This is a genomic window from Bradyrhizobium frederickii (assembly GCF_004570865.1).
Classification (GTDB): domain Bacteria; phylum Pseudomonadota; class Alphaproteobacteria; order Rhizobiales; family Xanthobacteraceae; genus Bradyrhizobium; species Bradyrhizobium frederickii.
In genome coordinates, this window is sequence record NZ_SPQS01000006.1 from 385,976 (window position 1) to 398,483 (window position 12,508).

Sequence of the window (12,508 nt, forward strand, 5' to 3'; positions counted from 1 at the left end):
TTAAGCCGCAGATCAGCCGCGCGTGCGCGAGCGGATCATGAAGCTGTCGTAGGTATATTCGGCAACCTGCCACCACAGATATTCGTCGGAGCGGTAGGCCTGCATGGCGTCGATCGACTTCTTGAAGTCGGCGTTCTTGGCCGAGACCTCGGCCCAGAGCTCGTTGGTCGCCTTTAGGCAGGCTTCGAGCACTTCGTTGGTGAAGGGACGAAGCTGGGTGCCGCCGGCAACCAGGCGCTTCAGCGCCGTCGGGTTCTGCATGTCGTAACGCGCGGCCATCCAGCTGTTGGCATTGGCCGTCGCGTTGGTGAGGATCGCCTGGTAGCTCTTGGGCAGCGCATTGAACTTTTCCAGGTTGGCGAAGGCGTGGACGGTGGGACCGCCTTCCCAGAAGCCCGGATAATAGTAGTACTTGGCGACCTTGGCGAAGCCGAGCTTCTCGTCATCGTAAGGCCCGACCCACTCGGCCGCGTCGATGGTGCCCTTCTCCAGCGCCGGATAGATGTCGCCGCCGGCGAGCTGCTGCGGCACCACGCCGACCTTCTGAAGCACCTGGCCGGCAATGCCGCCGATGCGCATCTTCAGGCCGGAGAGGTCGGCGACCGTCTTGATCTCCTTGCGGAACCAGCCGCCCATCTGGGTGCCGGTGTTGCCGCAGGGGAATCCGATCACGTTCGACTTCTTGAAGAACTCGTTGGCGAGCTCGTTGCCGCCGCCCTGATAGAGCCACGAATTCTGCTGGCGTGCATTGAGGCCGAACGGCACCGAGGCAAAGATCGCGAAGGTCGGGTCCTTGCCGACATAGTAGTAGGACACGGTGTGGCACATGTCGACCGTGCCGTTCGAGGTCGCATCGAGCGCCTGCAGGCCGGGAACGAGTTCACCGGCGGCGAACACCTGGATCTGGAATTTGTTGTCGGTCATCTCGGCGACGTATTTCGCCACCTGCTCGGCACCGCCATAGATGGTATCGAGCGACTTCGGGAAGCTCGAAGTCAGGCGCCACTTCACCTCGGGCGAGGACTGCGCGATCGCCGGTGAGGCCACTGCGGTCGCCGCCGCGCCTGCTGCCGACACTTTCAGAAAATCACGACGCTTCATCTTCAGGTCTCTCCTTGCTGGGGCGTTTCCCCTTGAACTTCTCTTGTGCCGCCGCTGATTCCGGCGACGCGACCGGGCCGCGTCGAACCGAAGGGGCTTGACTGCGGTGGGCCTTTAACACGGAAGGCCCGTTTTCGGAACGCGACAATGGCATGACGGGGGTCTACGAAAGTCGCATGTCCCCCAAAGGAACGAGGAGGCGCGCCGGCGGCCGCTTCAGGCCGCCGCGATGACGCCCTTGAGCTGGTCCCGGACCTGCCCCGCAATGGCGCGGTAGATGGCCGCATGGGGACCATCCGGCTCGCTGTCGACGACGGGGTTACCGGCGTCCGAAGTGGCGCGAATCGCCATGTGCAGCGGGATCTCGCCGAGGAACGGCACCTCGAGCTTCTCGGCCTCGTGGCGCGCCCCGCCATGGCCGAAAATGTCCGACCGCGTGCCGCAATGCGGGCACTGGAAATAGCTCATGTTCTCGACGATGCCGAGCACGGGCACGTTGACCTTCTTGAACATGGCAAGTCCGCGCCGCGCATCGATCAAGGACAGGTCCTGCGGGGTCGAGACGATCACCGCGCCCTTGAGCGGCACGTTCTGCGCCAGGGTGAGCTGGGCATCGCCGGTGCCCGGCGGCATGTCGACCACGAGAACGTCGAGCTTGCCCCATTCGACGTCGCGCAGCATCTGCGTCACCGCCGACATCACCATGGGACCGCGCCAGATCATCGCGGTCTCTTCCTCGACCAGGAAACCGATCGACATGATGGCAAGGCCGAAGCGCCGAAGCGGAATCATCTTGCGCTCGTCGTTCAGCTCCGGCTTGTCGCGCAGGCCCGTGAGGCGCGGCACCGAGGGGCCGTAGATGTCGGCATCGAGCAGCCCGACCTTGAGGCCGAGATCGCGCAGGCCGAGCGCCAGGTTCAGCGCGGTGGTCGACTTGCCGACGCCGCCCTTGCCGGAGGCGACCGCGATCACGGCGGCGACGCCCGGGATCTCCGACTGCCGCGCCATGGGCGAGCCGCCTCCCTGCGGCGGCTTGTGGGCATGGGCCGGCTGCACGCCGGGTGCGCCGCGACTGGGTTGCGGAGGCGGCGGCGGTGCGGAGCCCGGCTTGCGCTCGGCGGTCAGTGCCACCATGACGGTGGTGACGCCGGGGATGCTGCGCACGGCGGCCTCGGCCTCGGCCCGGATGGATTCCCAGGCTCTGGCCTCGGCGGCATCGACATTGATCGAGAAGAACACCTTGCCGTCGGACGCGCTGATCGCGCTCAGCACATTGGCATTGGTAAGCGCGACCCCGCGGGGCGACTTGATCCTGGCGAGGCTGTCGAGAACCTGTTGCTGCGTCACGCTCAAAGCGCATCTCCTGAACGGAGCCTGATCCGGACCCGGAGGGCCGCGCCAGCGCAAAGCGGGAAGCGGCTTTCCGGCAAGGTCAGGCTCGAGACTTTAGGATGCCCCATTAGAGCGGAAACGCCCAAAAGGCTACTGCCTGCCGATATCGTCAGCCATCTCGGCGGGCGCCGCCCCCTGCTCCTTGGCGGCCTCGTAGTTCAGCTCGATCATGACCCCGTTGGGGTCGTGAACGAAGATCTGCCAGAGGTCGCCGCCGGGCACCTGGCGGGAGTCGAACTTCATCCCCTTGGATGTCAGCCGCTGCTTCATGCCGTCGAAGCCGCGGCTGACGAAGGCGACATGATGGACGACGCCGGAATCCGGCTTCTGCGGCTCCGCCGTCGCGGAAATATCGACCAGGTGCACCACCGCCCGGCCCTCGCTGTACATCCAGGCGCCGGGGAAGGCGAAATTCGGCCGGGCGCCTTTTTCCAGGCCCAGCACGTCCTCGTAGAAGCGGACGGTCTCGGCCAGATTCCGGGTCCGGATGTTGAAATGATCGAGGACGCCAACGCTCACACCGCCCATGCTCTCGCTCCCTTTTTCGAAGTTCTTGGGTCCCGCCATCCTAGCACAGGGGGCCGCCAAACGAAGCCGTTGCCCTCCCGGCTTAACGGTTTATGGTGCGCCTCCGGTCCGCCCTCGCAGCGGAACTTCGAGGGCGCCGCCCGGCGCCCTCGCCCGGCTACAACCGTAAAACTCAAAACTACGGACAAGGTACCACACATGGCTAAAGTCGCTTTCCTCGGTCTCGGCGTCATGGGCTTCCCCATGGCCGGACACCTCGTGAAAAAAGGGGGCCATGAGGTCACCGTCTACAACCGCACCGCGGCCAAGGCGAAGGAATGGGCGGACAAGTTCGGCGGCAAGACCGCGGCGACCCCGAAGGCGGCCGCCGAAGGTCAGGATTTCGTGATGTGCTGCGTCGGCAACGACAACGATCTGCGCGCGGTCACGATCGGTCCCGACGGCGCCTTCGCCGGCATGAAGAAGGGCGCGACCTTCGTCGATCACACCACCGCATCCGCCGAGGTCGCGCGCGAGCTGGACGCAGCCGCCGCCAAGGCGGGCTTCAAATTCGTCGACGCGCCGGTCTCCGGCGGCCAGGCCGGCGCCGAGAACGGCGTGCTGACGGTGATGTGCGGCGGTGCGCCCGATGCCTATTCCGGCGCCGAGCCGATCATCACGGGCGCCTATGCGCGGATGTGCAAGCTGCTCGGGCCCGCCGGAAGCGGCCAGCTGACGAAGATGGTCAACCAGATCTGCATCGCCGGTCTGGTGCAGGGTCTCTCCGAGGGTATCCACTTCGCCAAGAAGAGCGGCCTCGACGTCGCCGCGGTGATCGAGACCATCTCGAAAGGGGCCGCGCAGTCCTGGCAGATGGAAAATCGCTACAAGACCATGAACGAGGACAAGTACGATTTCGGCTTCGCGGTCGAATGGATGCGCAAGGACCTCTCGATCGCGATCGCTGAAGCCCGCCGCAACGGCGCCAACCTGCCTGTGACGGCGCTGGTCGACCAGTTCTATTCCGAGGTCGAGAAGATGGGCGGCAAGCGCTGGGACACGTCGAGCCTGCTCGCGCGCCTGCAACGCTGACGAACGCGTCGATGGTCGCAGCCGGGCAGCTGCGACCATCATCGGTCTCGACGCCGTACTCGCGCCGCGACGAGGCCCGCATCGAGCCGAAAAACGAATTCCGGGGGGACTGACTTGCTGAGCGTGATAGCCGCCGTTTTCATCGTTGCGTATGCTGCCATCGCGCTCGAACATCCGCTCGGCGTCAACAAGAGTGCCTCGGCTCTGCTGGGGGCGGGCCTGCTCTGGACCATCTACGCGATGTCCGTCGGCGACGCCTCGCTCGTCAACCACCAGCTCGACGAATCCGTGGCCTCGACCGCGCAGATCGTCTTCTTCCTGATCGGCGCCATGACGATCGTCGAGGTGATCGACGCCCACAACGGCTTCGAGGTCATCACCTCGGTCATCCGCACCACGAAGCAGACCACGCTGATGTGGATCATCGGCTTCGTGACGTTCTTCCTCAGCGCGATCCTCGACAATCTGACGACCACCATCGTGATGATCTCGCTGATCCAGAAGCTGATCGGCAATAAGGGCGATCGCCTGCTGTTTGCGTCCATCATCGTGATTGCCGCCAATGCCGGCGGCGCCTGGACCGTGATCGGCGACGTCACGACCACGATGCTCTGGATCGGGGGCCAGATCACTCCGGTCAACATCATGAAGTCGGTGTTCCTGCCGTCGCTGCTCAACCTGCTGATACCGCTGCTCATCATCGGCTATTCGCTGAGGGGCAAGGAGATCGCCCCGCCGCTGCAGGCACAAGCGAAGGCCCTCAGGGTCGAGCTGTTCGAGCGCAATTTGATGTTCTATCTCGGCCTCGGCACCCTGATTGCCGTGCCGGTCTTCAAGGCCGTGACGCACCTCGCGCCGTTCATGGGCATCCTTTTCGGGCTGGGCGTCCTCTGGCTGGTCGGCGAGATCGTCCACCGCCACAAGGACGAGGATGCGCGCCGTCCCCTCACCCTCGTCCATGCGCTGGCGCGGATCGACATGAGCTCGATCGTGTTCTTCGTCGGTATCCTGATGGCCGTCGCGTGCCTGGAGCACGCCGGCCTGCTCGAGCTGCTCGCCAAATGGCTCGACGCCACGGTCGGCCGTCTCGACGTCATCGTCATCCTGCTCGGCCTCCTCAGCGCCATCATCGACAACGTGCCGCTCGTCGCCGCCACGATGGGCATGTACAATCTGGTGCAATATCCGCCGGACAGCTTCATCTGGGAGTTCATCGCCTATTGCGCCGGCACCGGCGGCTCGATCCTGATCATCGGCTCGGCCGCGGGCGTTGCCGCCATGGGGCTCGAGAAGATCGAGTTCTTCTGGTACGCCCGCCGCATCGCGGGCCCCGCGCTCGTGGGCTATCTGGCGGGGGCGATGGTCTACATCGTGCAGCATGCCGCACTGCACTGAACGGGCGCGGGCGAGATCCAAATTAACGCCGGGTTAACGTAATTCTTTAGCTCCTTAAGTCACCTCTTAACGATTTCTTGCCAGAGATAGACAATGCAGAAGGCCCGCGTCCGGCGTGGGCAGGAATCGTTGTTGCTTGATGAGTAACCCCGCTGAAAAGCCTGAGGTTGTGCAGCTTCCGGCCGAGCCGGTGAGCGCTCCATCGGCGAGCAGCCGAAGGGCTGCGGCGCAGCGGGTGCGCGAGGCGCGCGACAAGTTAACCTCGACCAGCGGAACCCGACCGGCCTTCGACGCCGAGATGCTGCGGCAATACGCCCAGACCCGGCTGTCGGCTTCCTATGTCGTGATGCTGCTGGTGGTCGCGACCGGGTTGCTGTTCGGGCTGTGGATGCAGCCGATCCCCGCCGCCGCCTGGACCGTCGGCATGCTCTGCATCCACGCGGCGATGATCCGCAGCTGCCGGCGCTTCCTGACCGAGCCCACCTCGCCCGCGGGGACGCGCGCATGGCGGACGCGCTTCGTCGTGCTCGATCTGCTCTATGGCCTGTGCTGGATGGCGATCCTGATCCACCCCGTGGTCGACATGGTCACGGAAACGCTGATGATGTTCCTGATGCTGCTGGTGATCGCGGTATCGAGCATGGTCGCCGCGAACTTGCCGATCGCAGCCCTTGCCGCCACCGCGCCCGTCGCGGTCGCCATGGCGCTGAGCTTTGCGATCACCGGCTCGCTGGACAATTACATCCTGGCCGCGCTCGCGCTCGCGGCCGAAGGCTATTTCGTGCTGCTGGCGCATCGCCTGCACTCCTCCACCTTCGCGACGCTGGAGGCGCGCGCCGAGAAGGACGCCCTGATCGGCGAGCTCGAACAGGCCAAGGCGATCTCGGACGAAGCGCGCCACCGCGCCGAATCCGCCAACGTCGCCAAGTCGCGCTTCCTGGCGCAGATGAGCCACGAGCTGCGCACGCCGCTGAACGCCATCCTCGGTTTCTCCGAGGTGATGAAGAGCGAGATCTTCGGGGCGCATGCGGTGCCGGTCTACAAGGAATATTCGGCCGACATCCATAATTCCGGCGTCCACCTGCTCAACCTCATCAACGAGATCCTCGATCTGTCGCGGATCGAGGCCGGCCGCTACGAGCTCAACGAGGAAGCGGTGTCGCTGGTCGGCGTCGTCGCCGACTGCCACCATCTGATGAAGCTGCGCGCCTCGAGCCGGGGCATCACCATCCACGAAGTGTTCGAGCAGGCCATGCCGCGGCTCTGGGCCGACGAGCGCGCCATCCGCCAGGTCGTGCTCAACCTGATCTCCAACTCGATCAAGTTCACGCCGCAGGGCGGCGAGATCTGGCTCAAGGCCGGCTGGACCGCTTCGGGCGGACAATATCTCTCGGTGAGGGATACTGGTTCCGGCATTCCCGAGGACGAGATCCCGATCGTGCTCGCCTCGTTCGGCCAGGGCTCCAACTCGATCAAATCGGCCGAACAGGGCGCAGGCCTCGGCCTGCCGATCGCCAAGAATCTGATCGACCTGCACGGCGGCACGTTCACGCTGAAATCGAAGCTGCGCATCGGCACCGAGGTGATCGTCACCTTCCCGCCGGAGCGGGTGATGAGCGCGCTTGCGCCGCTGTCGGATGATTCTCCGCCGCTTCAACCGGAGGGTTCCGGGCTGCCCGACGAGAAGCGCCGGCCGCGCCACAAGCCGATCATGAGCGCCGGCACGGGCTCTTAACCAGAAGCTTGCAGAGATGGCCGACAATCCCCCACTATGTCCGAATGAGCAAAGAAACGCCGTGCGTCGCCGTCTGCATGATCGATCCCAGGACCAAGCTGTGCTTCGGCTGCGGCCGCACCTTGCCCGAGATCGCGCGCTGGCACGCCATGGACAGCGCGGAACGGCACGCGATCATGGCCCTGTTGCCGGGACGCATGACGGAAGCCGGGCTTGCGCCGATCGCGGCATCGCCCAAACGCGCCTGACCGGCCTGCGCGCCCGCGGAGGCGCGCGATGATCCGCTTCCTGCTCGTTCTCGTCATGCTCGCCGGCACGGCAGGCGCGGTCGTCGCCTATGGCGATCCCGAGCAGATCGCGCGCGCCAGCCACAAGGTCTCGCACATCTTTCGCGCGCAGACGGTGGCGCCCGCCCCCGCGGTGCAGATCCCGCGCGGCCAGGGCGGCGAATTTGCACTGCGTGCGAAGATCAACGGGGTCGCAGCGCCGATGGTGATCGATACCGGTGCGACGTCGGTGGTGCTGACCTGGGAAACCGCGAAAGCCATCGGGCTGCCGCTCGAGATGCTCGAATACGATGTCGATCTCGAAACCGCGGGCGGCCATACCAAGGCGGCCCGCCTCACGCTCGACCGTCTTTCCGTCGGCCATCTCGTCGAAAAATCGGTGCCGGCCCTCGTCGTCCAACGCGGGCAGATGAAGACCAACCTGCTCGGCATGAGCTTTCTCGACCGCCTGGAGAGCTGGGGCGTCCGCGCCGACAAGCTGATGCTGACCGGCTATCCCGAGCTTCAGAGCAGCCCCCGCCGCTCGCGCACCGCGATCGACTAGATCGCAACGGCGCGTGCGCGGCCATCGCCGGGGCTAGAGCAGCGGCGGGCCCTGCCGCAGGTTCATGTGCCGGTTGACGTCCTTGTAGAGAAGATAGCGAAACCGGCCGGGGCCTCCGGCGTAGCACGCCTGCGGGCAGAAGGCGCGCAGCCACATGTAGTCGCCGGCCTCGACCTCCACCCAGTCCTGGTTGAGACGGTAGACCGCCTTGCCCTCGAGGACGTACAACCCGTGCTCCATGACATGCGTCTCGGCAAAGGGGATCGTCGCCCCCGGCTCGAACGTCACGATGTTGATGTGCATGTCATAGCGCATATCGGCCGGATCGATGAAGCGCGTGGTGGCCCACCTCCCCTCCGTGCCCGGCATCGCGACCGGTTCGATGGAATCTTCGTTGGTCACGATTGCCTCGGGCTCGGCCAAGCCCGGCACGCGCTGGTACAGCTTGCGGATCCAGTGAACCTGTGCAGGGCCAGGGCCGCGGTTGCGAACGCTCCAGGCACAGCCGGGCGGCAGATAGGCGAAGCTGCCGGGCCTCAGCTCACGTTCACCTTCTGCCAAGCTGAGATTCAACGTGCCGCCTGCGACGAACAACGCCCCTTCGGCATCCTTGTCCGGCTCGGGCATGTCACTTCCTCCGGCCGGCGCGATCTCCATGAGGTAATGGGAGAAGGTCTCGGCGAAGCCGGACAGCGGTCGCGCCAACACCCACAGGCGCGTGTTGTCCCAGTGCGGCAGGTGGCTGACGACGATATCGCGTTGCACGCCGCTGGGAATGACGGCGTAGGCGTTCGTAAAGACCGCGCGGCCGCTCAGCAGATCCGTCTGCGACGGAAGGCCGCCCTTCGGTACGTGATAGGTGGGCGATGACATCATGAAGCCTCGTGAAGTTACCTATGGGAACGTATCAGCTTGCAGCCGACTGGACACCGAGCTGCAGCTGCTCGCTCAGCCAATGTTCTTCGAGATTGGCGCCATCCCCCTTGCGGTCGACAACGAGGAACGCGCTTGCGTCCTTGAGAACCAGGAGTGGATGGTGCCAGCAATTCCGGGCATAGTTCACGCCTTGGTGGCCTTTTGCCGCGAACGCCCGATAGCTCGCGGAGATGGCGGGGTCCGTGCAGACGACGACCAGCCAGTCGGCGCCGTTCAGAGGCATGAACATCTGGCTCCCGAGCGGATGGCGCTCCATCAGGCGGATCGCGATCGGCGCGGGCCGCACCGAGGCGACAAACCAGCTGATGTTGACCTGTCCGCCTTCCGCGGCAACGTCGATATTGGCAAGTCCGTTGAAGCGCTGAGCGTAGCCCTGGTTGATCGATAGCGGCGTGTTGCCTTCCGTTTCGACGACGTCTCCGAACGGAGCGAACGCCTGCTTCGTCAAAGGCTCGATCGAGAGTGTCACCATTGCCAACTCAAGCGCTCCGCGTTCAAAGGGTCTGCAGGCCCGCGACGGGAGCATCGGCACCGGCTGGATCGACCCGAAGATTGTCGACCGAAGGATCAATCTCGCCGTTCAGAATGCGATGCGCCTTCGCGTGATCGAGATCCCCCTCCCAAGAGGCGACGACGACCGCCGCAACGCAGTTGCCAACGTAGTTGCCGAGCGCGCGGGCGATGCCGATGAACCAGTCTACCGACAAGATGAGCACCAGTCCAATCGCCGGGATGGCCGGAATAGCAGCCAGCGTCGCGGCGAGGACGACAATGGCCGAGCCCGGGACACCGTGAGCACCTTTGGAGGTGAGCAAGGCGACGCCGAGGATTGCCAGGAGATCGCCTGTAGCCAGCGGCGTATTCGTCGCCTGTGCAATGAAGACGGCCGCCAAGGTCAGGTAGATGGAGAATGCATCCAGATTGAACGAGTACCCGGTCGGGATCACCAGACCGACGGTCGATCGCTTGATCCCGAGCAGCTCGAGCTTGCGCATGGTCTGCGGCAGCACGCTGTCGCCCGCGGCCGTCCCGAGGACGATCAACAGCTCTTCGCGCAGATAGGCCAGCAGCTTGAACAGGCTGAAGCCGGAGAGCCGCATGATCGCTCCGAGAACGACGACCACGAACAGAACCACGGCCAGGTAGAACAGGGCAACGAGGCCGCCGAGCTGCTTGAGCGAACCGATGCCGTATTTCCCGACGGTGAAGGCGATCGCACCAAACACACCGATCGGCGCGAGCCGGACCACGAAGTTCATCATCTTGAAGATGATCTCGTTGACCCGCTCGACGAAATCGATCACGGGCCTGGCGCGTTCGCCGCACAGCGACACGGCACAACCGAACATGATCGAGACGATCAGGACCTGCAGAACGTCGCCGGAGCTGAAGGCGCCAACAAGCGTCGAAGGAATGAGCTTCATCAGGAATTCCGAGACGCCTCCGCCGGCGACCTGGGCCGCCGTCTGGCTGAACCCGCTGAGCGCCTTGGCGTCCAACGCCTTCGGATCGATGTTCATTCCGGCGCCCGGTTGGAAATAATAGGCGAGCGCAATGCCGAACACCAAGGCGATGGTGGTGACGATCTCGAAATAGACCAGCGAACGGATGCCGACCCTTCCAACCTTGGTGAGGTCGCCGGCCGCTGAAATTCCGTGCACGACGACGCAGAACACGATCACCGGCACCAGCATCTTTATCAACTTGATGAAGCCGTCACCCAGCGGCTTCATCTGCAATGCGGTGTCCGGATAGGCGACGCCGAGCGCGATGCCGGCGGCGAGTGCGACGACGACCTGGAAGAAGAGTGACTTGAAAATCTTGGGCATGGCTCCTCGCTCGCTGGGCTTCCATCTGGCTTGGTCGGCCGGAGCCTTCGCCATTGTTGTCGTTGGCGGCGACGCGAGGTCGCTGCGTGCGGAGCGTCTCGCCGCGACAGGACGCAAGGCTCCATCGGTCATTCGTTGACCAGCTGCGACATCAAGTCCAATATATAGAACGACACGATTGATAGGTTTTCGCTATGGATCTCCGCCAGCTCCGGTACTTCATCGCGGTTGCCGAAGAGCGCAGCTTCACCCTCGCCGCCCGGCGGCTGAACCTCTCGCAACCGCCGCTCAGCCAACATATCCAGGCCCTCGAGGCAGAGCTCGGGACCCAGTTGCTCTATAGGACCAGCCGCAGGGTGGAGTTGACGCAGGCGGGTGAGGCCATGCTGGTGCGGGGACGCGCCATCCTGCAACAGGTCAAAGCCGCGGAAGACGAGGCGCGGTCGATCGGAGCCGGCCTGATCGGAACGCTGGATGTCGGAGCGACCGGCTCGATCCTGCGCGGCCGTCTCGCAGAGCTGCTCGCGGCCTACCGGAAGGTCGCTCCGCGGGTCAGGATGACGCTGCATGAGCAGGCGCCGGCACTGCAGATCGCGGCGCTCCTCAGTCGCACGACCAACATCTGTCTCATTCGCGGAATTCCCGCCGAGCGCGACCTGACCAGCAAGCTCGCGTGGCGGGAGGAGGTCGTCATCGCAATGCCGCGCACCCATCAGCTGGCGCGCCGCAAGCGCATCGCGCTCGGTGAGCTCGCGTCCGAGGACCACGTCGTCCTCGATCCCGATAGCTCCGATTTCGCACGATACGTGCAGACCTGCTGTGTCGATGCCGGCTTCCTGCCAAAGGTGTCCCAGCAGGTCGTCGACGCCCAGTCGATCCCAAGCCTGATCGCCGCGGGATTCGGCGTGGCGCTCGTGCCGCAGTCGATCGCACGCTTCACCACGACCGACATCGTCTTCCGTCCGATCCGGCCCTCGCCGCCCACGGCCGACGTGTTTCTGGTCTTCAGAGCGGACGAGACGTCGATGGTGGTGCACAATTTCATCAAGCTCGCGCTTCGATACCTGAATCACCGCAAGGGTGCGGGTTGATGCTGCCGGGCCCAGCCCCGCCTTCTCCGATGCTGCGACGTGTCCGAGCAATAGGATGCACGCCACTCTCCTCCGCGTCATTGCGAGATCCACGCAAGTGACTCGGCGCCTCCGCCGTGTCCCGGACAAGCCGCAACGCCTCTTGGCGTTGCGGCGCAGAGCCGGGACCCAGGTGGCGGCACGGTCCAATGCGGAGAGATGGGCCCCGGCTCAGCAGCGCACCGTCGAAGAGACGCTGCGCTGCGTCCGGGGCACGAGTGGAGGGTGGCGTACGCTCTCCGAACGACGCCATCGCGAGCGTGCAAGGGCTCCTCGCGATGACGACACTACTCAATCCGTCATCCTGAGGTGCGAGGCATGGGACGCAACGCGTCCCATGGGGAGCCTCGAAGGATGAGCGGCCCGGATGTAGCCGGGCCGTCGCCCTTCGAGGCTTGCTCTGCAGCGCTGCGCGCAGCAGAGCGCGCGCCTCAGGGTGACGGTCATGAGTTTGGGCCCGCATCATCGATTTTGAGATTTTTAGAGAAGACACACCTTCGCAGCCTCGCGGCTTAATTCGCCCGAGCTTTGCTTGCGTCTCCACCCTCTCAAAGCCAAGA

General features: G+C 64.7%; 12 protein-coding genes. 6 read left to right on the forward strand and 6 right to left on the reverse strand.

All coding sequences use genetic code 11. From position 1 onward, the window contains the following. Nucleotides 1-12: 12 nt before the first annotated feature. The 3 genes from E4K64_RS13535 to E4K64_RS13545 all read right to left on the reverse strand — a co-directional run bounded on the left by E4K64_RS13535 (nucleotide 13) and on the right by E4K64_RS13545 (nucleotide 3,021). Nucleotides 13-1,101, reverse strand: coding sequence for a TRAP transporter substrate-binding protein (locus tag E4K64_RS13535; protein WP_135163945.1), 1,089 nt, complete (start codon nucleotides 1,099-1,101; stop codon nucleotides 13-15). Between the two features lie 216 nt (nucleotides 1,102-1,317). Next, nucleotides 1,318-2,454 carry an Mrp/NBP35 family ATP-binding protein gene (locus tag E4K64_RS13540; protein WP_028135633.1) on the reverse strand — a complete coding sequence of 379 codons (1,137 nt, stop codon included), beginning with the start codon at nucleotides 2,452-2,454 and terminating at the stop codon, nucleotides 1,318-1,320. Between the two features lie 129 nt (nucleotides 2,455-2,583). Further along, nucleotides 2,584-3,021, reverse strand: a complete 438-nt coding sequence (locus tag E4K64_RS13545) for a VOC family protein (protein ID WP_135163946.1) — start codon at nucleotides 3,019-3,021, stop codon at nucleotides 2,584-2,586. A 198-nt stretch (nucleotides 3,022-3,219) separates the two neighbouring features. On the opposite strand from E4K64_RS13545, the gene E4K64_RS13550 reads away from it, so the two are divergent. From E4K64_RS13550 to E4K64_RS13570, 5 genes are all read left to right on the forward strand, one after another. After that, the gene (locus E4K64_RS13550) at nucleotides 3,220-4,092 is read left to right on the forward strand and encodes an NAD(P)-dependent oxidoreductase (protein ID WP_135163947.1); all 873 of its coding nucleotides are present in this window, start codon (nucleotides 3,220-3,222) and stop codon (nucleotides 4,090-4,092) included. 114 nt (nucleotides 4,093-4,206) lie between these two features. Then, entirely contained in the window at nucleotides 4,207-5,487 is a 1,281-nt protein-coding gene (gene nhaD, locus E4K64_RS13555; protein WP_135163948.1) for a sodium:proton antiporter NhaD, read from the forward strand. A gap of 139 nt (nucleotides 5,488-5,626) precedes the next feature. Further along, nucleotides 5,627-7,222 (forward strand): sensor histidine kinase, encoded by a 1,596-nt coding sequence (locus E4K64_RS13560; RefSeq protein WP_135163949.1) that lies wholly within the window; start codon nucleotides 5,627-5,629, stop codon nucleotides 7,220-7,222. A gap of 44 nt (nucleotides 7,223-7,266) precedes the next feature. Beyond that, nucleotides 7,267-7,470: a DUF1289 domain-containing protein gene (locus E4K64_RS13565; protein ID WP_135163950.1), complete on the forward strand. Its 204-nt coding sequence runs from the start codon at nucleotides 7,267-7,269 to the stop codon at nucleotides 7,468-7,470. A 28-nt stretch (nucleotides 7,471-7,498) separates the two neighbouring features. Beyond that, on the forward strand, nucleotides 7,499-8,053 hold the full coding sequence (locus tag E4K64_RS13570; RefSeq protein ID WP_135163951.1) for a TIGR02281 family clan AA aspartic protease: 555 nt from the start codon (nucleotides 7,499-7,501) through the stop codon (nucleotides 8,051-8,053). A 33-nt stretch (nucleotides 8,054-8,086) separates the two neighbouring features. Here the strand turns inward: E4K64_RS13570 and E4K64_RS13575 are convergent, their stop codons facing one another. Genes E4K64_RS13575 through dctA form a run of 3 tightly spaced genes read right to left on the reverse strand, consistent with a single transcriptional unit; the run spans nucleotide 8,087 to nucleotide 10,818 of the window. Further along, nucleotides 8,087-8,926 (reverse strand): bifunctional allantoicase/(S)-ureidoglycine aminohydrolase, encoded by an 840-nt coding sequence (locus E4K64_RS13575; protein ID WP_135163975.1) that lies wholly within the window; start codon nucleotides 8,924-8,926, stop codon nucleotides 8,087-8,089. Between the two features lie 34 nt (nucleotides 8,927-8,960). Then, a complete protein-coding gene (locus tag E4K64_RS13580; RefSeq protein ID WP_135163952.1) occupies nucleotides 8,961-9,461 on the reverse strand; it encodes an ureidoglycolate lyase in 501 nt (166 codons plus the stop codon). Nucleotides 9,462-9,483: 22 nt separating this feature from the next. After that, nucleotides 9,484-10,818, reverse strand: coding sequence for a C4-dicarboxylate transporter DctA (dctA, locus tag E4K64_RS13585; protein ID WP_135163953.1), 1,335 nt, complete (start codon nucleotides 10,816-10,818; stop codon nucleotides 9,484-9,486). Nucleotides 10,819-11,012: 194 nt separating this feature from the next. On the opposite strand from dctA, the gene E4K64_RS13590 reads away from it, so the two are divergent. After that, nucleotides 11,013-11,909 (forward strand): LysR substrate-binding domain-containing protein, encoded by an 897-nt coding sequence (locus tag E4K64_RS13590; RefSeq protein WP_135163954.1) that lies wholly within the window; start codon nucleotides 11,013-11,015, stop codon nucleotides 11,907-11,909. Nucleotides 11,910-12,508: the final 599 nt, after the last annotated feature.

What these genes read in the sequence shown, in the direction of transcription:
- E4K64_RS13560 (WP_135163949.1), top strand. Translation starts at nt 5,627, where the DNA reads ATGAGTAACCCCGCTGAAAAGCCTGAGGTTGTGCAGCTTCCGGCCGAG.
- E4K64_RS13570 (WP_135163951.1), top strand. Translation starts at nt 7,499, where the DNA reads ATGATCCGCTTCCTGCTCGTTCTCGTCATGCTCGCCGGCACGGCAGGC.
- dctA (WP_135163953.1), bottom strand. Translation starts at nt 10,818, where the DNA reads ATGCCCAAGATTTTCAAGTCACTCTTCTTCCAGGTCGTCGTCGCACTC.
- E4K64_RS13590 (WP_135163954.1), top strand. Translation starts at nt 11,013, where the DNA reads ATGGATCTCCGCCAGCTCCGGTACTTCATCGCGGTTGCCGAAGAGCGC.
- E4K64_RS13580 (WP_135163952.1), bottom strand. Translation starts at nt 9,461, where the DNA reads ATGGTGACACTCTCGATCGAGCCTTTGACGAAGCAGGCGTTCGCTCCG.
- E4K64_RS13545 (WP_135163946.1), bottom strand. Translation starts at nt 3,021, where the DNA reads ATGGGCGGTGTGAGCGTTGGCGTCCTCGATCATTTCAACATCCGGACC.
- E4K64_RS13550 (WP_135163947.1), top strand. Translation starts at nt 3,220, where the DNA reads ATGGCTAAAGTCGCTTTCCTCGGTCTCGGCGTCATGGGCTTCCCCATG.
- E4K64_RS13535 (WP_135163945.1), bottom strand. Translation starts at nt 1,101, where the DNA reads ATGAAGCGTCGTGATTTTCTGAAAGTGTCGGCAGCAGGCGCGGCGGCG.
- E4K64_RS13565 (WP_135163950.1), top strand. Translation starts at nt 7,267, where the DNA reads ATGAGCAAAGAAACGCCGTGCGTCGCCGTCTGCATGATCGATCCCAGG.
- E4K64_RS13575 (WP_135163975.1), bottom strand. Translation starts at nt 8,926, where the DNA reads ATGTCATCGCCCACCTATCACGTACCGAAGGGCGGCCTTCCGTCGCAG.